Source organism: Runella limosa DSM 17973, assembly GCF_000482465.1.
Classification (GTDB): Bacteria; Bacteroidota; Bacteroidia; order Cytophagales; family Spirosomataceae; genus Runella; species Runella limosa.
On sequence record NZ_KI519420.1, the window covers coordinates 363,444 to 382,376 of the forward strand.

Sequence of the window (18,933 nt, forward strand, 5' to 3'; positions counted from 1 at the left end):
CTGAATGATTACTGTTTAATAAATTTACCCGTAGCGACTCTGTCGGCATTTATTCGAACCAAATAAGTGCCCGCAGAGAGCTGTGTCGTATCAAAACTGTGTTCGTGCAGGGAAGACAATCCCAACGATTGATATTCTGCAAGTACCTTGCCCGTCATGTCAATAAGCTGAAAAACAATAGGTAAAGTGGTTTTCCCTTGCCAAATGACATTGATTCTAGTATGAGCTATGGAGGGAACGAGGATAAGTTTGTTTGTCTCCAAATGATCTACTCCCGTAATGATGCCAGAAGGGTTATCAGGAACTTCAAAGGGCGGAACCTGAATGGGTGTACCCCCAAAATCGCCCACGGGAAGGGTGGTTTCGTACTGGGATTCGCTGATACGGACGCCGTTTCTCCATTCTTCCACGATGACTACAAAGCTATAATACCCAATTTTAGTGGGAGCGTTCCATGCCAACGAGCCTGTTCTTGAATCAACCCTAAACGTACCTTCGCGGGTTACTTCATTGGGGTAAAGGTACGAGCTGATAACTTCTCCAGTGCAAGAGGTTGTGCGGGTGGTCTTACTTTTACTAATTCGATACACAAGGCTGTCTCCTTCGGTGTCGGTGGCACGAAAGTCCCCATTGAAGGTTTGCCAAGTGCTCGCAACGTACGTACCGATGGCATCGTTGAACGTTGGTGTAGTATTGGTGACGTTGGCTGAAAAAGTTGTTTGAATGTAAAAAGGGGTATTTATGGCGTTGAAATTAGAAATGTTGTCACCGCGATTTTCGAGAGCTACCGATACCGTAAATGTGTTGGGAGTTGCGTAGGTGTATTGGGCTTGATAAGTATTCAGTGAAACCGCCCCTTGCGATAAAAGCTGTCGAGCTTGGCGAGAAGCCGTTATTGTTTGGCCGTTTTCTCCCGTGCAAACGTTGATGCTACTTTGCCCCTCAGCGGCAGCCATCAATAAGTAAACTGTAATGGAATAAGTTAAACCAGGGGTAGAAGTTCGTGCAACGCGAATGTAGCCTCCCTTGAGATGGGTGGCATAAGAAGTCAAAACAATGCCCCAAAAAAAGAAGAATATAGACAGTTTTTTCATGGCGTTATGTAGATAGAGTTTCTATTTAAACGCCTGAATATTAGAAGTTAGTATATTTTCAGTTGGTAAAATTTTAGCCAAAGAAAAAAGAAAAGCCGCCATTGTTGCCTAGCTTCTAACTAGGCAACAATGGCGACAGAGACTAGGCGAGCTTTTGCCCCAACAATTGATTGACAACTTTCGGGTCGGCGCTGCCTTTTGATTTTTTCATCACTTCGCCCACAAACAAGCCCATCAAGCCTTTTTTGCCTTTTTTGAATTCTTTTACCTTGTCGGGCATCGACGCTAGTACCTCATCTACAATGGTCTCCAGCGCACCTGCGTCGCTGTTTTGTAACCAATTGTTTTGCTGGGCAACGTCAAGCGGCGATAGAGACGGGTTTTCGAGTAAAACAGGCAATAGCTTTTGCGAAGCAGTGGTATGACTTACTTGATTGCTTTCTACCAATTTAATGACTTCAGCCAATTGAGCGGGCGAAAGCGGGAACTGTTCGGCCGTTGCGTCGTTGTTTTCGTTTAAGAAAGTTTTTACGGGGCCTAATACCCAGTTGGCCGCAGCTTGGTAATTGCCACAAGTGGCTCCGAGTGCTTCAAAGTAAAACGCCACGTCTTTGGTGTCAACGAGGGTAGTGGCATGACCTGCCGAAAGCCCATACTGAGTGGTGAATTTTTCGAACAAAACGCGTGGTAACGGAGGCATTTCGGCTTGAATTTGGTTCATCCATTCGTCCGAAATAAACACGGGAGCCAAATCAGGTTCGGGAAAATAACGATAATCGTTCATCGTTTCCTTTAGTCTCATCCCTGAAGTTTCGCCCGTTTCGGGGTCAAACATCCGCGTTTCTTGCAAAATCGTCTCACCGTTTTCGACCATTTGTACTTGACGAGGAAATTCTGTCTCCACGGCTTTCATGACGTTTCGGATGGAGTTCATGTTTTTGACTTCCACCTTTGTGCCAAATTCAGTTGCCCCTTTCAAACGCACCGAAATATTCAAATCGCAGCGGAGCGAACCTTCTTCCATGTTGCCATCGCAAATGTCAATAAAACGAACCAATTGGCGAACGGCTGTCAAAAACGCACCCGCTTCTTCGGCCGAACCGATGCAAGGATCAGTAACCATTTCGATGAGCGGCGTTCCTGCGCGGTTGTAGTCAAGCAAGGTATCCGTAGCGGCGCCATCGTGTACCGATTTTCCCGCATCTTCTTCTAAGTGAATGTGGTGAATTTTTACTGTCCGTTCCACGGTTTTTCCTGCTTTATCTTTGAACGAAACAGGAATTCCCCCTCCCACACAAATAGGGGCTTTGTCTTGCGACAATTGATAGCCTTTGGGTAGGTCGGGATAAAAGTAGTTTTTACGGTCAAAAATTGTGTGGCGAGTGATTTCGCATCCACACGCAATCCCCATCCGAACAGCGTACTCAACGGCTTTTTTGTTCAATTTTGGGAGAGTACCTGGGTGAGCCAATGTAATGACACTGATATTGGTATTGGGGTCGCTACCAAACTGGTTGGCGTCGGCCGCAAAAATCTTGGTTTGGGTCTGTAACTGACAGTGTACTTCTAAGCCAATTACGATTTCGTACTTGGCGAGTACTTCGGGCGATAGTGTAAGCGTTTCGGTCATTTATCTTCAGAATAGCCTCCCGTCACTTTTCGGAAGGCGTCGATGATTTCTACAAAGTAAGGATTCTCGCGGTGTAAAATTAAGGCATTCATATAAATGACCCCCATTTCGTCTGTAATAGAGGCATCAACTTTCATGAATTGAGTTGTTTTAAATTTCTCAAACCATAGCCCAAATTTTCGGGAGCGGGCGAGATGTCGTGCATCAGCGGTGTCACAGATGTAAACGATAATTCGTTCGCGACTTTTGAAAAAATCGGTTACGATATCTGCTATCGTAAACATAATGAGTCCGTTTCGCCCAGGCTACTGCCCGCTCTTGGCGCAACTGCTCCTCTGTTTTTGCGATAGTTTCCATGCTCGTTGGATTTTTTTTACAAAGATAGTAATTCAACCGCTAAAAATTTTTAATAGTATGCTTGCATACTATTTTTGTTTGTTCTAATTTTGTATGCAAGCATAACAACAGTTTAAAAATTCCTGAAAAACCATGACAACCGTAGAAAACCGTGCCAGTATCAAAGGTGGAGAATTCTTGATTAAAGATACGGAAGCCTCTCAAGTGTTTATTCCCGAAGAGTTTACCGAAGAACAGTTGATGATTGCCCAGTCGTGCCGTGATTTTTTGGCGACTGAAATTTGGCCTCGCGTGGAAGAAATCGACAAAGCAAAATCTCCTGAATTGATGTCATCATTGCTTGATAAAGCAGGGGAGTTGGGTTTGTTGGGAACGGCGGTTCCTGAAGAATATGGCGGATTTGGCATGAACTTTAATACGTCGATGCTTGTCGCTGAGGCAACGGGGGCAGGAAATTCCTTCTCAGTCGCATTGTCGGCGCACACGGGTATCGGTACATTGCCTATTGTTTATTACGGCAACGAAGAACAGAAATTAAACTACTTACCAAAGTTAGCTTCTGGCGAATGGAAAGCAGCTTACTGCTTGACGGAGCCAGATTCGGGTTCGGATGCAAACTCGGGAAAAACCAAAGCAGTGTTGAGTGAAGATGGCAAAAGCTACGTGCTCAACGGCCAGAAAATGTGGATTACCAACGGTGGTTTTGCCGATGTATTTATTGTATTTGCCAAAATCGAAGAAGGCGGCAAGACCGATAAAAATTTGACGGCTTTCATCGTAGAGAAAACGTTTGGTGGAATTACGATGAATGAACCCGAGCACAAAATGGGTATTAAAGGCTCGGATACGCGTCAGGTTTTCTTCAACGATTGCCACGTTCCCGTTGAAAATATGCTTTCAGACCGTGGAAATGGATTTAAGATTGCGGTTAATATCCTTAACATTGGCCGTATCAAACTAGCAGCAGCTACCATGGGTGGCGCGAAACAAGTAGCAGCACAGGCGGTACAATACGCCAACGAACGTAAACAATTCGGAACGGCGATTAGCAATTTTGGCGCTATTAAGCACAAATTGGGCGAAATGGCCGTGAAATTGTACGCTACCGAGTCGGCTTCGTATCGTGCAGGACAAAACATCGACGATGCCATTGAAGACCTCAAAGCAAAGGGTGTAAACGACGCTGAAGCGAAATTAAAAGCCTTGGAACAGTTTGCCATTGAGTGCGCCATGATGAAAGTACACGGATCGGAAGTGCTTGATTATGTGGTAGATGAAGGGGTGCAAGTATATGGAGGTATGGGCTTCTCGGCCGATGCACCGATGGATCGCGCGTACCGCGATAGCCGTATCAACCGTATTTTTGAAGGTACAAACGAAATCAACCGCATGTTGACGGTCGATATGATGCTCAAACGTGCGATGAAAGGTGAGCTTGATTTGATGGGGCCTGCGATGGCCGTAGCCAAAGAAATCATGTCGATTCCTGATTTTAGCAGCACTGACGATGAGGTGCCTTTTGCGGCGGAGAAAAAAGTAATCAAAAACTTGAAAAAAGCAGCCTTGATGGTAGCAGGAGCAGCTGTGCAGAAGTTTATGATGAAACTTTCGGACGAGCAAGAAGTCTTGATGAATGTTGCCGATATGGCCATTGAGATTTATGCGGCAGAATCAGCCGTTTTGCGTACCGAAAAACTAATCGGTATCAAAGGCGAAGCGGCTTGCGCATTGCAGAAAGACCTGGCTATGTGTTATTTACACGAAGCGGTAGAAAAAGTGAACAGTGCTGGTAAATCGGCTATTATGTCGTTTGCTGAAGGCGATGAGCTTCGCGTGATGCTCATGGGCTTGAAACGCTTCACGAAAATTGAGCCATTTAATACCAAAAACGCACGTCGTCGTATCGCAGATGCGATGATTGCCGAGAACAAATACGTTTTTTAATCAACGAACATAGTTACACTTTAAGCTAAGAACCAAATAGTTGTAAAGCCGTGTCTCGATGAGGCACGGCTTTTTTTATGCTATGCGTTCAACAATTGCTCCACTACTTCGGGAAAATGTTTGTGTTCTAATACTTGTATTTTTTTAGCAACATCCTCGGGGGTATCGGTTGATACGACGGGGCAGGTGGCTTGAAAAATAATGGCACCTTCGTCGTAATGCTCGTTTACGTAGTGAATCGTAATGCCCGATTCTGTTTCTTGAGCGGCGACTACTGCCTCATGGACAAAATGCCCATACATGCCTTTTCCGCCGTATTTGGGAAGAAGAGCGGGGTGGATATTGACAATCTGATTGGGAAATGCCTGCACCATTGCCTCAGGGATAAGCATCATAAAGCCCGCCAAAACGACTAGGTCGATGTGTTGGTTTTGTAAAAATTCGATAATGCGGGGTGAGTGATAAAACGTTGTTCGGTCGAATACCACCACAGGAATGTGAAGGCGGCGCGCCCGGGCAATCACCCCCGCTTGCGGATTGTTGGTGAGGATAAACGAAATCTCTACTTGGGGGTTAGTGGCAAAATGTTCGGCGATTTTTTCGGCATTAGAACCAGAGCCCGAAGCAAAAATCGCAATCCGTTTTTTAGTCATGGGAGGTGAGTTTTGATAGATTATCGGGGGCAAAGTTAGCTTTTTGTCACCTCAGATGCGCTATAATCGGTTAGAATCGCCTAATTTCGCTGTCCATTGATACCTGAGATTGATTTTTGAGACTATGCAAATTCTTGAAGTAGGCACCGATGCTGCCCGTCAGCGCGAGTTTTTGATGTTACCCGTGCGGCTTTATAAAGATAATACTTTCTGGATTCGTCCACTTGATAAGGACGTGGAGGACACTTTTAACCCTGACAAAAATAAATATTTTAAAGGTGGTGCGTGTGTACGTTGGATTGCCGTCGATGACCAAGGCCAGACCATCGGACGAGTGGCGGCTTTTGTGAACCAAGGAACGGTCCTGAAAGGCAACGACCAACCTACGGGCGGAATGGGATTTTTTGAGTGCATCGAAGACCAAGCTACGGCTTTTGCGCTTCTTGATACCAGTAAAACGTGGCTACAAGCACAAGGCATGGAGGCGATGGACGGCCCGATTAATTTTGGGGAACGTGACCGTTTTTGGGGGCTTTTGACCGAAGGTTTTGACAAAGAACCCCTTTATGGAATGGGGTATCATTTCCCTTATTATCAAACCTTCTTTGAAGCGTACGGATTTCAGACGTACTTCAATCAGCTCACGTTCTTTTTGCACATGTACAAAGAGAAATTTATGGAGCGAGTAAATATGGTGTTTTTTGAACGAGCAGAGCGTATTTTAAACAATCCAGAGTTTTCGTTTAAACACATTGATAAAAAAGAGTTGGGTAAGTTTGCGGAAGATTTTCGGACGGTTTATAACAAAGCCTGGGCAAAACACCTCGGTACCGACGATATGACTCCCGAAAAGGCCAAGGCCATTATGCTGCGGATGAAACCCATCATGGACGAAGAAATGATGTGGTTTGGCTACCGAGACGGCGAACCTGTGGCATTTTTTATTATGTTGCCCGAGCTAAATCAAATCTTCAAACACGTCAACGGCAAGCTAGATTTGATTGGGAAAATCAAGTTTTTGTACCACAAACTACGGAAGAAAAATTACAAAGCGTTTGGGGTGATTTTTGGCGTTATTCCTGAATATCAAGGCAGAGGTGTGGAGTCGGCCATGGCTCTTGCTTCGACGCGCGTGGCTTGGCGTCCCAATTACCAATATACCGAACTAGAATTTAACTGGATTGGTGACTTTAACCCTAAAATGGTGCGCTTTGCCGAGCTTTTGGGGGGAGTGCCTCATAAAATTCATACGACGTACCGCTACCTTTTTGACCGTACCAAAGAGTTCAAACGTCATCCGATGATTTAGAGTTTGCCGACATTAATAGTAAGCGTCGGGTTGTGAGCAACCCGACACACAGTGGAGAGGGTTGCTCACAACCCTCCTTTTTTGTCGTTACGCCTGATGGCTTTCAACCAATCTTCTACGCCTTTACGAATCTGTTTCGCCATTTTTTTGCGAAAATCATCTTCTATCAACAACGCTTCGTCTTCGGGGTGACTCATAAACGCGCCTTCTACAAGCACGTTGGGGTATTCGATGGGGCTATTCAACGCAAAGTTGAAGCGTCCAATGTTACCGTATTCTGTGAGTCCCATTTCGAGCAGACGCTCCAATATCGCTTGACTTAGTGGTCGGTAGCCAATGTGTTTGTAGTACGTACTTGTTCCGCGCGTTTTGGTGGTATCTCCTGCGGCATTGTTGTGAATACTAATCAACAAATCAGGTTGAAGCGCGCGGAAGTGTACAATGCGGTCGGTGTTATTAAAGAGGGTATCGTTAGTGCGGGTCATGAGCACGCGTGCCCCTTTGTCTTCAAGTTCTTTTTTGAGGTGTAAAGCGATGCTCAAATTCAGGTCTTTTTCCCATTGCTTAGAGCGTAATCCCCGCGCACCAAGGTTGGTGCCTCCGTGTCCTGCATCGATGGCAATTGTGAGGCCGTCAAGTTTAAGTTTTTCGGGTTGGTGTTTGATTCGAATCACGAGGCGGCGGCCTTCGTATCCAATCTTGTACCCCCAATGCTGGGCGTGGGCTAGTTGGATGGTTACACGCAAATGCTCGTCGGCAAGTTGTTCATAATCAACGTGTTTTATTTCGGTGGCGGACTTAAACTGCGTAATCCAGTTGGTATTGGTAGTTGCCCCAAAAATATCAACGACAATCCGAGAAGGATTCATTTCTTGCCAACTCCGATAAGGAAGACGCTCCGTGAGTGGAATAGAAATATAGTCAAAACGGTCATCGCCCCACGTTCTCCACGAAGTTGTTAAATATTGAATCGGTGGCTTGACGATGGTATCGCGACGGGTAAGGTTTTGCGGAACCCAAGCCGATAGCGTAGAAGTCAGCCGAACGCGGTATTGGTCTTTGTATCGCCCCGTTACTTTCAGCAATACGAGTGAGTCGAGGTAACCCATTTTTGCTCCTCCCAGACGGTCTTCGCCAAGGCCATAATTGAGGTAGGCCAATGGGCCTTTGGTGCGGACAAAAACGGCCGAGTCGGGGCGAAATTGGTAAAGTGTATCGCGGAGTTGGGCGAAACCAGTGACGTAAAAAAAGACAAGAAAGAGGCTATAAAACAGACGGGGCATTGGAGTAAGATTTGGCTAAAAGTACGTAAAATCTTACTCCAAATGAAAAAGAAGCTACCATCAAGCAGGTTTCAGCGACGATTCCCGAATGACCAATTTGGTTTCCAAACGCTTGGTTTCAAAGCGGATGGTACTTTTGGGGCGTTCGATTAAATCAATCAAAAACTCCGTAGCGAGTTGTCCCATTTCGTAGGCGGGCTGGGTGACGGCACTGAGTGCAGGACTGAGCAAATGCGCCGAAATGAGGTTGGTAAACCCGACGATGGCAACGTCTTCAGGAATGCGTAAACCTTCGCGTTTGATTAGCGACATCGACGAAGTAGTAAGGCGGTCGCCTGCGGAAAAAATTGCGTCGGGGCGTTCGGGATGATGAATGAGTTCGAGGACGGCTTTTTCCACTTCGTCAGGATTCATCCCACCGTGGCTACAGTACTTAATGTACGATTCTTCAATGGGTATTCCGTGGTTTTGCAGTGCCTTTTTGTAGCCTTCAAGTCGTTCGTAAGTGATTGATAACCAAGACGGACTCGTAAGGTGGGCAATTCTTCTAAAACCTTGTTGAATCAAATGAGCAGTGGCTTCATAAGCCCCTACAAAGTTGTCGGCGCTTACTTTGTGAGTGATATAATCTTGCGGAACGCGGTCAAAGAAGACAATCGGCATTCCTTTCGTTTGAAGTTCTTTAAAGTGTTCTAAATCATTGCTTTCTCCCGAAAGAGAAACAATGAGTCCATCGACGCGGCGTTGGGCGAGGTATTGGGTATTGACCAGCTCTCGTTCGTACGATTCATGATTTTGCGAAATAACTACATGGTAACCTCGATTATAAGCAATCGACTCCATGCCATTGATGGCCTGCGAAAAGAAGTTGTTGGCGATTTCGGGAATAATGATCCCAATCGAACGACTTCGGTTTTCTTTTAGACTAAGCGCGATGGGGTTGGGGCGATAGTTCATGCGTTCGGCATACTCCATCACAAGCCGTTTGGTTTCGGGGTTAATTTCATAACTCCCCCGCAAAGCTCTTGAAACAGTAGAGGTCGAAAGGTTGAGAGCTTTCGCAATGTCTTTGATAGTAATGACTTCCACTCTTGTAGTATAGGTTTACACACGTGTCATAGTTAAGCTATGGCCATGTAGTTTGAAGAGGTGAAGGTACATTTTTTACGGCTCAACTCAAATCAATTGGGCTAGTAGGGTTGCATTTAGGCGCTACTTTTAAGAATTATGATTCCAACGATAGCGTCTCATTGGCAAAAGGCAATGTCAATGCAAACTTAGGCTTAAGTTGGTAATGATATTGAATCTTAATGAGTTGGAGTGGGATTTTGATTAAATCAGAGGCGCCTATTTTTGAGTCTTCTACATGGACCCAACGACGAAGAGGGTATTCAAGAATGAAGTTCATGGCAGCCTGAATACCGTAATATTTTTTCATGCGCATAAATAGCTCGACGTCAAATAGCCACGCACTCTGAAATGGTGAACGGAAACCGACGTGGACTAGCTCTTTACGAAATACCTTAGCCCCACACTGTGTATCATAAAATGGCATACCTAATAATAGGCTAATAAGAGTGGCTATGCTTCTACCAATGAGGTGGCGTTTGAGGTTACGATTGATGACCGCTCCCATACGCTTTACTCTTGAACCGCTTACAATTTTGAGCGTTGAGTCGGAGTGGATAGTCTGTACTAGGTCGGTGAATTCTTCTAAGCTTACCGACAAATCGGCATCAAGAAAACCTATATATTCCAATTCGGGTACTTGTGACATCTTTAGGATTCCTTGGCGTACGGCTTCGGCTTTTCCGCCATTTGTCTTACAATCAACAATGGAGATTTGAGTTTCGAAACCTTTTTGCATACGTTTCAAAAATGCCAGTGTATCATCTTTACTTCCATCGTTGACAAAGCACAAATGATAGTCTGAATGCAAGGTTAAAAATGACTGAAATGCGTTGTAATCTAGGCGGTTGGCTTCGTTATAACAAGGGATGACAATTCCTGTATTCATCTTTTTTGATTTTCTCGTGTTTGATGATACAAAGGTGCTACGTATAAATTTTTTAAAATGAAGTCTTCGATAAACTGCATTAAACAGCAGTTTTTTGGAGGAATTTGTCCGATATTTAGCAGCAAGAAATAAAAGGATTTTAGCTCGATAAACACGAACAAGCCGAAATACGCTTAAAAATTTTTTTATTGATAAAAACCCTTCTTATTTCGCAATTTCCTCGTGGAAGACAAAGAGTTAACAACATACCATGCCACCCAAAGCAGATAGATTATTGTTTGTAGCATTGATTGTCGCCGTGTTGTTTCACGGTTCGGCTTTGGTATATACTATCGACAAAACCTACGATGCCTTTGTGCATATTTTCTTTGGCGATCACTACGCTCGTTTGTGGTTTGAGCCTTGGGAGTATCGCTGGTACACGGGCTTTCCTGTGATAAGTTATCCTCCGTTAAGTCATCAATTGATTGCATTCTTGTCAAAAATCGGGGGGCTCAAATTTGGCTTTGGGGTGGTTATCTTATCCGCGCTGTGTTTTTTTATTGTTGGAATTTACCGTTTTTCCCAACTATGGGTACCAAAGCGTTCGGCGGGATATGCGGCTTTGTTTGCCGTGGTAGCTTCTTCTATTGTTCAGACGATTCACATTTATGGACAATTACCTACCATGATTGGAATCGCTTGTTTGACCAATGCTTTACCCGAAGTGTATGGTTATTTTCGAACGGAGCAAAAGCGGTACTTAGTCACGGGGCTTGCTATTTTGGGGGTAACGGTTGCTTCACACCACGTGACAACCATTTTTGGGATGGTGTTTTTTATTGCTCCCATCATTGCTACGGCATTGTTGGACCAAGTGGGGGTAGAAGGTAGCTTTTTTAAAGTAGCCAAAGACGCTATTGTATTGGCGTTCACGAAGTGGAAGTTGATTGTTACGTTTTTTCTAATTGCGGGGATAGAAATCGTACTTATTATCTTCCCTTATTGGTTTTGGTCAAAAACAGATCCTATTACGCAAGTGTCCATTCCGCATGGTTCCCGCGATTCATTTATTGAGGTTACGTCGTCAGGGCTAATGTTTTTTATTATTCCCTTGGGCTTTACGCTCCTTATGCTCCCCTACATTTTTCGAAGTCTTTATACGCGTCGAACTATCTTTCTGGCGCTGTCATTTTCGTTACTTTTATTACTAGGTACGGGGGGAACTACCCCTATTCCCAAGCTGCTGTTAGGTAAAAACGCCTTTGAAATTCTCACCTTAGACCGTTTTACGTTTTGGGCATCCGTGATAGCGATTCCTTTTGTAGGTGACTTTTTTAAGCGTTTGGTAGAAGGAGATATTCGTGAACGTATCATCGGGCGGTATGGGAAAAAGATGTACCGTTTTATGAGTGTTCTGATGATAGGCTTGGTAGGTTTTCAAGCACTTTTGATTGTTGATTTTCATAAACTCCGTGCGCTACAGCCATCAAGTGTAGATATACAACCTATTCTAAGTTTTTTAGAACGCGATCAGCACGATCGTTGGCGTTTTATGACCCTTGGTTTTGGGGACCAGATGGCGTGGCTTTCGGCCAATACTATGGCACTTTCGATTGATGGCAATTATCATTCGGCTCGAAGAGTGCCCGAGATGACCTCTCAGCCATTGGAAAGGCTCGAAAATTCAAAATTTAAAGGAGTTCAGGGAATTGGTTCTTTGCAGCAGTTTCTCACTATTCCTGAAAAATATCACCTCAAATTCATTTTTTCCAACGATAAGTTCTATGACCCTATTCTGTATTTTGCGGGGTGGGAGCGTCTTCAGCGTCTCGAAAATGGCATTATGGTTTGGCAGAAACACGATGTACCAACGTTGCCTAGTGTTTTACCTCAGAGAGATATGCCTGTAGTGCAGAAACGGATGTGGGGGATTTTGCCATTGTGCGCATTTCTCGTTATGCTAACCGTCCTTTATTATTACCGTCGTGTATTTCTGAGTAGTGCCTTTCCTGATGTTGAAAATAGAGGTTACAATGCTCACCAAGACAATCGTTGGTTGTATAGCTGGATGGCAGCGGTGCTCATCATCGCAGGTGGTTTTTGGCTGAAAGCCTTGCTTACTTCCTATCAAAAAGACCCTGTTTTTTTGGTCAAATCCTACTATAACGCCCTAGATTTTAAACGTTTTAAAGAGGTACACAGCTATTTTCCTCCCCATAGTATCGGTTTTGATGATTATGTTTTGCAGCTTTCGGTACGCGATGGATTGCTGGCTTCGTACGGGAAGTTAGACGCTTTCTCGGTCAAAATCTTGGAAAAGCAACCCACCCAAATGAGGGTTTTAGCCATTACTGATTGGGTGACTCCCCTTGAAAGGTATCATCAAGAAACGGAACATACGGTGGTGAAAATAGGAACAGATTGGTTTATTGAGCCTCCTATTTTTGATCAGGCAATACCTCCCGACGAGCACATCGAAAAGGGAGTGTTGGGTTTGCATAGTCAAGGAAAACGTAAAATTACGACGGCTACCACGGAGCATGATGACGTATTGGATCGACCTGAATTGCATATCTTGTCGGCTAAATTGATGAAAATTGATAGCCAGTATGTTGTTGTGGGCGAAATTCAGAACATTGATCATCTCCCTGCGCATCTAACGATTGAGGCTCAATTGTTTGATAAACAGCGTCGTAAGTTGGTGTCATACAATGCCAAATATGTGGCCATGCACAATGTACTTCCTAAAGAGATTGTCCCGTTCAGAATCGAATTTGAGGAAACAGCTTGGGTAAAAGAAGAAGATAAAAACCCGCTCAAATTTAACCCTACCGAATTTACAGCCTACCGTTTTACACATCAGCCTACCGAGTTTCGATTGTTTGCGAGAGCCGTGGTAGCCGACCGAGACATGTATCGCGATGCGGGAGTTCAGCAAATCAAAGTAGTGGGTACTCAAAAAATAAAAGGAGAAGTTTATAATCACGGAATTGACGAAATCAGTGTACCGCAACTACTGTTTACGTATTATGACCAGGCCCAAACAGTAAGATGGGTGGATCACCTGTTTTTAAAAGAAGGGGTTAGACAGCAGGCGAAGCAGGTATTTGAAAAAAAATTACCCAATTTTGACCAAATACGTCTTGTAAGAGCAGGCACAATCAATGATTTTTTTGTCAACGGATTGCCTCAGAGTAGCTTTTTAAATCATATAACGATGGTAAACAGACCTTCCAACGATGGGTTGCTCCCTCTACCTACCCAACAAGGTTATGTGCGGTTTTTAGTGAATGCCTATATCGGAAATCCCACCCTGTATTGATGCGAAATTGGTTTTTACATATTGCTGTTATTTTTCTGTTGTGCGGGCAATGCACCACAAAACAAACGCATGAAGCATCCCTTCCCGACGTAAAATTGCTCGGACCAGATTCGGTAACGGTGGGACAAAAGTTTACGATTCGGCTCATCGGGAAAGAAAAACTTCCTGATTCGCCTGTTTACTTACTTCGGCATACTACTTGGGGAACAACAATTGATACTTTTGGCCAAAATCACGCGATAACGATAGTGGATACCTTGGCAGGTATGGTTTTGGCCGAAGTGATTTATGGGGGCACAAAAATCAGCCAAAAGCTCTATCATGTACTGCCAATGACTACTACCATGCCACTTGATACCTATTTAGGCTCAAAATCCATCATTGCAAATGGGCAAGATTGGGCCATGCTCACGGTAATACCGACGGATACGTTTGGAAATTTGGTTCAAGCACAGACTCCTGTGCGGTTTGAGTTAGTCAGGCCGAGCAATGTTGCAGAAAACAAGCAAGCATTGACAAAACACGGCGTGGCTTACCAAATTATTGTTGCCCAAACAAAAGCAGGTAAAACGTTGGGGTATGTAACCGTGAATGGCCTTAAAAGCAAAGAAAAAGAGTTGCTAGAAGTGGCCGACTACCCCGCCGATTTTCGAATTTGGGCGGAAGGTACGACGCCCTTCGCCGATGGCCGCCAAACGTTTAAAGTAAAGACAGATGTACTCAAAGACCGTTTCGGCAATACAGTTCCCAACGGTACGCTGGTTTTGTTTGAATGCCAGGACACCAACCATACCTTACGCCAACTCAATGGTTATACACTCGAAGGTGTTGCAACCATCGCGGTGCAAAATCCTGTATCGGCAGGGAGCCTTCGCATTCGTGCTTCGGTAAGCGGTGGTGGAAAAAGCAATCTATTCACAGTATCTTTCATGGCAAAGAAATGACGGCTCAACCTTCAATCAAATACTACAGAGTTTATTTCGGCATCATTACGGTGGTAGGTTTGTGTTTATTGATTGGCGTAACGGCCAACTTATGGACGTACTTTAACACGGGTGCCGACCGTGCCACGGCCCTCAATCTACCCCCAAATCTGCCCGAATCACATGTTCCTTCTGTTGAGTGGTTGCCCGATGATGAGCCGATAGGCCGTAAAATGGAGGATTTTACCCGACAAGAAATTGTTAAAGATTACATCCGTGGGTGGTATCAGCAGCACTTGAGTTATATGACGGGAGAGACCAAGGGGTTGAAAGAGTATTTTACTCCATCAGCCTTGCCCAAGATGCAAAATCCAATCAAAGAGCTGACTAACAAAGGTTTTGAATTACATCAAACGGATTTAGAACACCATATTGAACTGCATTTTTATTCCGCTGATGGCCAAATTGTGTCGTTTACGGATAGGCAAGTGCGACTAAAAAAACGCCTTTACCAAAAAGAGACGCATCAAAAAATCTATTCGACCGAAGTAGTAACCGACTACGAAGTAGTGATGTTGCTGGACGATGGGTATTGGCGAATCAAAAACTTGGTGCGTAAACAACCTACTCCCTTTGCTCAAGATACCTTGCAGGCAGATAAGTCGAAGATGGTTCAGGTGAAAGGCAAACGGTTTTACGTCGCCAACAAACCCTTTGTCCCTAAGGGGGTTAACTACTATCCCCAGAAGACGCCTTGGACTTCTTTTTGGTCGAAATTCAACGCTCAAGTTATTTCCAAAGACTTTGCGTTGGTACAGTCCCTAGGCTTCAACACCGTACGAGTTTTTGTGAATTTTCATGATTTTAATAAAGGAAACGTTCCTGGCGAACAAGTCGAAAAATTGCGGCAGTTGCTGGATATGGCCCAAAAACATCAGCTAAAAGTCATCGTTACATTGTTCGATTTTTTGGGTGATTATCGTTTGTTAAACTTTTCTGCTACGGACCGACAACTCGAAACATTGTTGATAACATTTAGGACTCACCCTGCAATTATGGCGTGGGATGTAAAAAACGAGCCTGACTTAGATTACAAATACCACGATACCGCCGATGTCCAAGAATGGTTGCAGTGGGTGCTGAAACGGGCCAGAAGCTATGACCCAAACCACTTGCTTACCATTGGGTGGGCGTACCCTGAAAATGCGGAAATGCTAAGTAAAGACCTTGATTTTGTGTCATTTCACTCCTATAAGTCGCCCGAAGAACTGGCAAGGGGCATTGATGGGTTACAGAAAAAGGTAAACACAAAGCCTGTTGTTTTAGAAGAATTTGGGCTTTCTACGTACCGAGGTATTTGGGCTCCGTTTGGTAAAAATGAAGAAGATCAGGCCATTTATTTCGCTCAAGTAAGAGAAGTCCTTCGCCAAAAAGGAGACATCCCTTCCGTTGTGTGGGCCTTATATGATTTTGTTGATGTACCTGCCGAAGTAGTAGGCAAAATGCCGTGGAATCGTTATCCACAGAAAAATTTTGGCGTGTTGAATACCGCAGGGAAACCTAAAAAAGGACTGACGGTATTAGTAAAATAAAAAGCCTGCGCATGTGCAACAGGCTTTGGGAATTGTAGGGTAAAGAAAAATCGTAAAGATGGTAGTAATTAAGCCGCTTGGAGTAGTCTTCCAAAGTGAAGGTAGTACCAATCTACGATATCGGCCATGGGTAGTGAAACTGCGGCAAAGTAATTTTGAACCCCTAAGTGACGGCGATGGTCGTCGTTTTCTACTACTTTTTGGATGGCCTCTGCTAAACTTTCGGCATCGTCTGGTTCAAAAAGTTCGCCCGCATACCCTTCTTCTTTAATCAACTGACCTAAATCGCCGATGTTAGGTAATATCACGGCTTTACCATAACTTCCTGCTTGGTGCAAAACGCCAGAGCTACCTGTAGTGCTGGTGTAAGGAAATACCACTACGGCGCTTTCGTTGAATACCGTAGGTACGTATTCTTCGGGTACATAGCCAGTAAAGGTTAGGCCATGCACGTTGGCGTATTGTTGTTGTACTGCTGCTAAGTAACCTTTTTTGTTGGGACTGTCGGTACCTGCAATCACGATTTCGAGCGGTACTCTGATACGCTGACGCACGAGTTCTACTGCTTCAATCATTACTTCTACTTTTTTGTAAGTCCCAAATTTGCCAAAAGTCATGACGCGCTTGGGGCCTTCGGGCAAGTCAAAAGAAGGCATGGGAGGCAATTCAAAACTACCGTGCGGAACCAACGCTACGTTGTTGACTTTGTATTTTTTTTCTAACACTTCTACGTACTTCGCAATGGTAACAGCCACTAAGTCAGCTTGCAATACCAGACGTGTGAGCATTGTGCCAATAAAGCGAAAGAGAGCAGCTAAAACTGGATTTTGAGTGATTCCTGCCGTTTTCAAATCTACTTCTTCCATGATATTGTGTAACAACACAACCGATGGAAAACCAAATAGCTTCACCAACCATGGCGTAAGTAGCCCTAGTGCAGCAGGGATTTTTTTGTCGCCAAATGATAGGAACTGAATGTTGAAAAGTACGACGTCGGGTTTAGTCTGACGGATGGTGTTGAGGATAAACCAAAAGTTAAACCAGTGGTTGAATTGCCATACAGGGCGAACTTCTATTGGGCATCCTTCGGCATCAAACTCATACACTTGGCCTTCGGGGAGTTGGTCGGCAATCAATACTACTTCTTTGGTGTCATTGTTTTGACGAAAATGATTGACCAAATGATAACCGTACTCATTGAGCGTACATTTGCTCGGAGGGAAAGGAGAAACAATGGCAACTTTAAGGTTGGAGTTCATGACAATTGAATATTTTTTTGTTGGAAAGAGAAGTCTCTAGTAGTGACTGAAAAATGATAAACCAATAGCGAAAAGAATAAAAAGAGCATGGCAATGCACTGTCCTTGAATCACATCTCCAAAATTGCCATGCTTAAAATAGAGTAGGGTAAGTTGTAAAATGCCTGCAAAAACTGAAAGTACAATGGGCGTTTTGCGGTCGAGTGATAGGTGATAATACACCCAGACGTTGGCACAAGCAAACAGCGCAGTTACGGAAGCATATTGCCACAAGTAATGGCTGATACTAAGGTAGTTTTTGCCAAATAATGTACCTACGATATAGTCAGGGAAGGCCAAACATCCAACAACGATGAGAATAGCAATCAGTGCCACAATGGCAAAGCTTTTGATAAGTAAATGGTGGGTAGGTTGGCCCTTCTTTTTTTGTTCAATTACCTTTGGAAATAGCACCATTACTACCGACCACGTTCCGAAATAGACGACCCGACCCGTCAACGCCAAGGCCGCATATAGACCCGCGTCTTGGGTAGTGAAGTAATGTTTTACCATTAAGACATCGCCGTTGTTAATAACAATTTGACTCAGCTCATATACCAATGTTGCTCCCAAAAAAACACTAACTCCTCCAAAAGACTTGATGTGTATTGAGCCCGATTTCGAGGATTTTTGTGCCAAATGCGTGTAGATAAATCCACTGCCAATTGAGACGAATAAACCTATGACTATGCCCCATGCAGCGCCGAATAAAACAACCATGCTGATGCCTACGATGAGCCGCGTCCACATTTCGATTTGATAAGTAGCCGCAAAATGTCCAAAACGTAAATCTCCTTGTAACTTGCCTCGCCCTACACTCATTACGAAGTAGAATGGAACCGCTATGGCAAGAAAAAGAAGCGAGGTTTCTGAGGTGAGATGAAAGGTATCAACGATTGTATTTGAACCAACTATGACACTTACGCAGATAAGAAAGCCTATTAACCAAGCCAAGTCAGTCAGCTGATTTTGAGCGTCCGAAAACTTGGCCGCTGTTAGCTGAAATGCCGTAGCAATAAAAGAAATGGCCAACAAACAGGTTACTAAGAAATTGGCTTCACCAAAGGCTTCAGGACTAAGCAAGCGCCCTGCAAGTAGGTTGAAAGCATAATTGCCAATGTTTACCACTAACGTGCTGACCATTAGCATAAATCCTGTGCTCAAAAGGGCTTCGTTGGTTGTTTTGAGCTTACTCATAGTCGTAGAGGTAATCAGGAATAGAAGTAATGATATTTAAAACAAGGTCAAACTTCGTGAGATGAAACGTATGCCGTCCTTGGGCGGATTTAGGCAGTACTACTTTGAGATTTTTACGCTTGTGAGCAATCACCAAAGCATTTATCGCAATCAAATCAACTTTAGTTACTTCGCTTAAATCAATAAATAATTGTTCGGCGGTTTCAGCCAATAACTCATTTTTGAGCGTCATGGCATCAGTAGCGCCAAACTCTCCCCTATAACGATAGATGCGAAGGCGTTCAGCAAATTGTTGATAATTGGGTGCGTACATGGTTTGTGGTGTTTTGTTGG

General features: G+C 44.2%; 15 protein-coding genes. 5 read left to right on the forward strand and 10 right to left on the reverse strand.

The genetic code is table 11. The features are described from left to right. Positions 1-8 precede the first annotated feature (8 nt). The 3 genes from K339_RS0111510 to K339_RS37870 form a co-directional block, all read right to left on the reverse strand. Positions 9-1,094, reverse strand: a complete 1,086-nt coding sequence (locus K339_RS0111510) for a T9SS type A sorting domain-containing protein (RefSeq protein ID WP_028523705.1) — start codon at positions 1,092-1,094, stop codon at positions 9-11. 142 nt (positions 1,095-1,236) lie between these two features. Further along, complete coding sequence (gene gatB / locus K339_RS0111515; protein WP_028523706.1) at positions 1,237-2,724, reverse strand: Asp-tRNA(Asn)/Glu-tRNA(Gln) amidotransferase subunit GatB; 1,488 nt, start codon at positions 2,722-2,724, stop codon at positions 1,237-1,239. Continuing rightward, a complete protein-coding gene (locus K339_RS37870; RefSeq protein ID WP_169731850.1) occupies positions 2,721-3,008 on the reverse strand; it encodes a DUF6169 family protein in 288 nt (95 codons plus the stop codon). The genes gatB and K339_RS37870 overlap by 4 nt, the downstream gene beginning before the upstream one ends. A gap of 205 nt (positions 3,009-3,213) precedes the next feature. On the opposite strand from K339_RS37870, the gene K339_RS0111525 reads away from it, so the two are divergent. Next, positions 3,214-5,025, forward strand: a complete 1,812-nt coding sequence (locus tag K339_RS0111525) for an acyl-CoA dehydrogenase FadE (protein ID WP_028523707.1) — start codon at positions 3,214-3,216, stop codon at positions 5,023-5,025. 80 nt (positions 5,026-5,105) lie between these two features. Here K339_RS0111525 and purN read toward each other — a convergent pair whose 3' ends face one another. Next, positions 5,106-5,678, reverse strand: coding sequence for a phosphoribosylglycinamide formyltransferase (gene purN / locus K339_RS0111530; protein WP_028523708.1), 573 nt, complete (start codon positions 5,676-5,678; stop codon positions 5,106-5,108). Between the two features lie 124 nt (positions 5,679-5,802). Between purN and K339_RS0111535 the strand changes: the two genes are divergently transcribed. After that, a complete protein-coding gene (locus tag K339_RS0111535; RefSeq protein ID WP_028523709.1) occupies positions 5,803-6,987 on the forward strand; it encodes a hypothetical protein in 1,185 nt (394 codons plus the stop codon). A 65-nt stretch (positions 6,988-7,052) separates the two neighbouring features. On the opposite strand, the gene K339_RS33460 is transcribed toward K339_RS0111535, so the two are convergent. The 3 genes from K339_RS33460 to K339_RS0111550 all read right to left on the reverse strand — a co-directional run bounded on the left by K339_RS33460 (position 7,053) and on the right by K339_RS0111550 (position 10,287). After that, entirely contained in the window at positions 7,053-8,270 is a 1,218-nt protein-coding gene (locus K339_RS33460) for an N-acetylmuramoyl-L-alanine amidase family protein (protein ID WP_051397962.1), read from the reverse strand. A 60-nt stretch (positions 8,271-8,330) separates the two neighbouring features. Then, positions 8,331-9,359: a LacI family DNA-binding transcriptional regulator gene (locus tag K339_RS0111545; protein ID WP_028523710.1), complete on the reverse strand. Its 1,029-nt coding sequence runs from the start codon at positions 9,357-9,359 to the stop codon at positions 8,331-8,333. A gap of 136 nt (positions 9,360-9,495) precedes the next feature. Then, positions 9,496-10,287, reverse strand: coding sequence for a dolichyl-phosphate beta-glucosyltransferase (locus tag K339_RS0111550; RefSeq protein WP_028523711.1), 792 nt, complete (start codon positions 10,285-10,287; stop codon positions 9,496-9,498). Between the two features lie 250 nt (positions 10,288-10,537). On the opposite strand from K339_RS0111550, the gene K339_RS0111555 reads away from it, so the two are divergent. The 3 genes from K339_RS0111555 to K339_RS0111565 are packed head-to-tail and all read left to right on the forward strand — an operon-like array spanning position 10,538 to position 16,106. Continuing rightward, positions 10,538-13,591, forward strand: a complete 3,054-nt coding sequence (locus K339_RS0111555; protein WP_028523712.1) for a putative glycosyltransferase family protein — start codon at positions 10,538-10,540, stop codon at positions 13,589-13,591. After that, positions 13,591-14,535, forward strand: a complete 945-nt coding sequence (locus tag K339_RS37545) for a hypothetical protein (RefSeq protein ID WP_028523713.1) — start codon at positions 13,591-13,593, stop codon at positions 14,533-14,535. The genes K339_RS0111555 and K339_RS37545 overlap by 1 nt, the downstream gene beginning before the upstream one ends. After that, positions 14,532-16,106 carry a cellulase family glycosylhydrolase gene (locus K339_RS0111565; RefSeq protein ID WP_051397963.1) on the forward strand — a complete coding sequence of 525 codons (1,575 nt, stop codon included), beginning with the start codon at positions 14,532-14,534 and terminating at the stop codon, positions 16,104-16,106. The genes K339_RS37545 and K339_RS0111565 overlap by 4 nt, the downstream gene beginning before the upstream one ends. Before the next feature lie 68 nt (positions 16,107-16,174). Here the strand turns inward: K339_RS0111565 and K339_RS0111570 are convergent, their stop codons facing one another. The 3 genes from K339_RS0111570 to K339_RS33470 are packed head-to-tail and all read right to left on the reverse strand — an operon-like array spanning position 16,175 to position 18,913. Continuing rightward, positions 16,175-17,365 carry a glycosyltransferase gene (locus K339_RS0111570; RefSeq protein WP_028523715.1) on the reverse strand — a complete coding sequence of 397 codons (1,191 nt, stop codon included), beginning with the start codon at positions 17,363-17,365 and terminating at the stop codon, positions 16,175-16,177. Then, complete coding sequence (locus K339_RS33465) at positions 17,362-18,600, reverse strand: oligosaccharide flippase family protein (protein ID WP_051397964.1); 1,239 nt, start codon at positions 18,598-18,600, stop codon at positions 17,362-17,364. Before K339_RS33465 ends, K339_RS0111570 begins: the two co-directional genes overlap by 4 nt. Then, positions 18,593-18,913, reverse strand: coding sequence for an STAS domain-containing protein (locus tag K339_RS33470; RefSeq protein WP_037300192.1), 321 nt, complete (start codon positions 18,911-18,913; stop codon positions 18,593-18,595). Before K339_RS33470 ends, K339_RS33465 begins: the two co-directional genes overlap by 8 nt. Between the last annotated feature and the right edge of the window lie 20 nt (positions 18,914-18,933).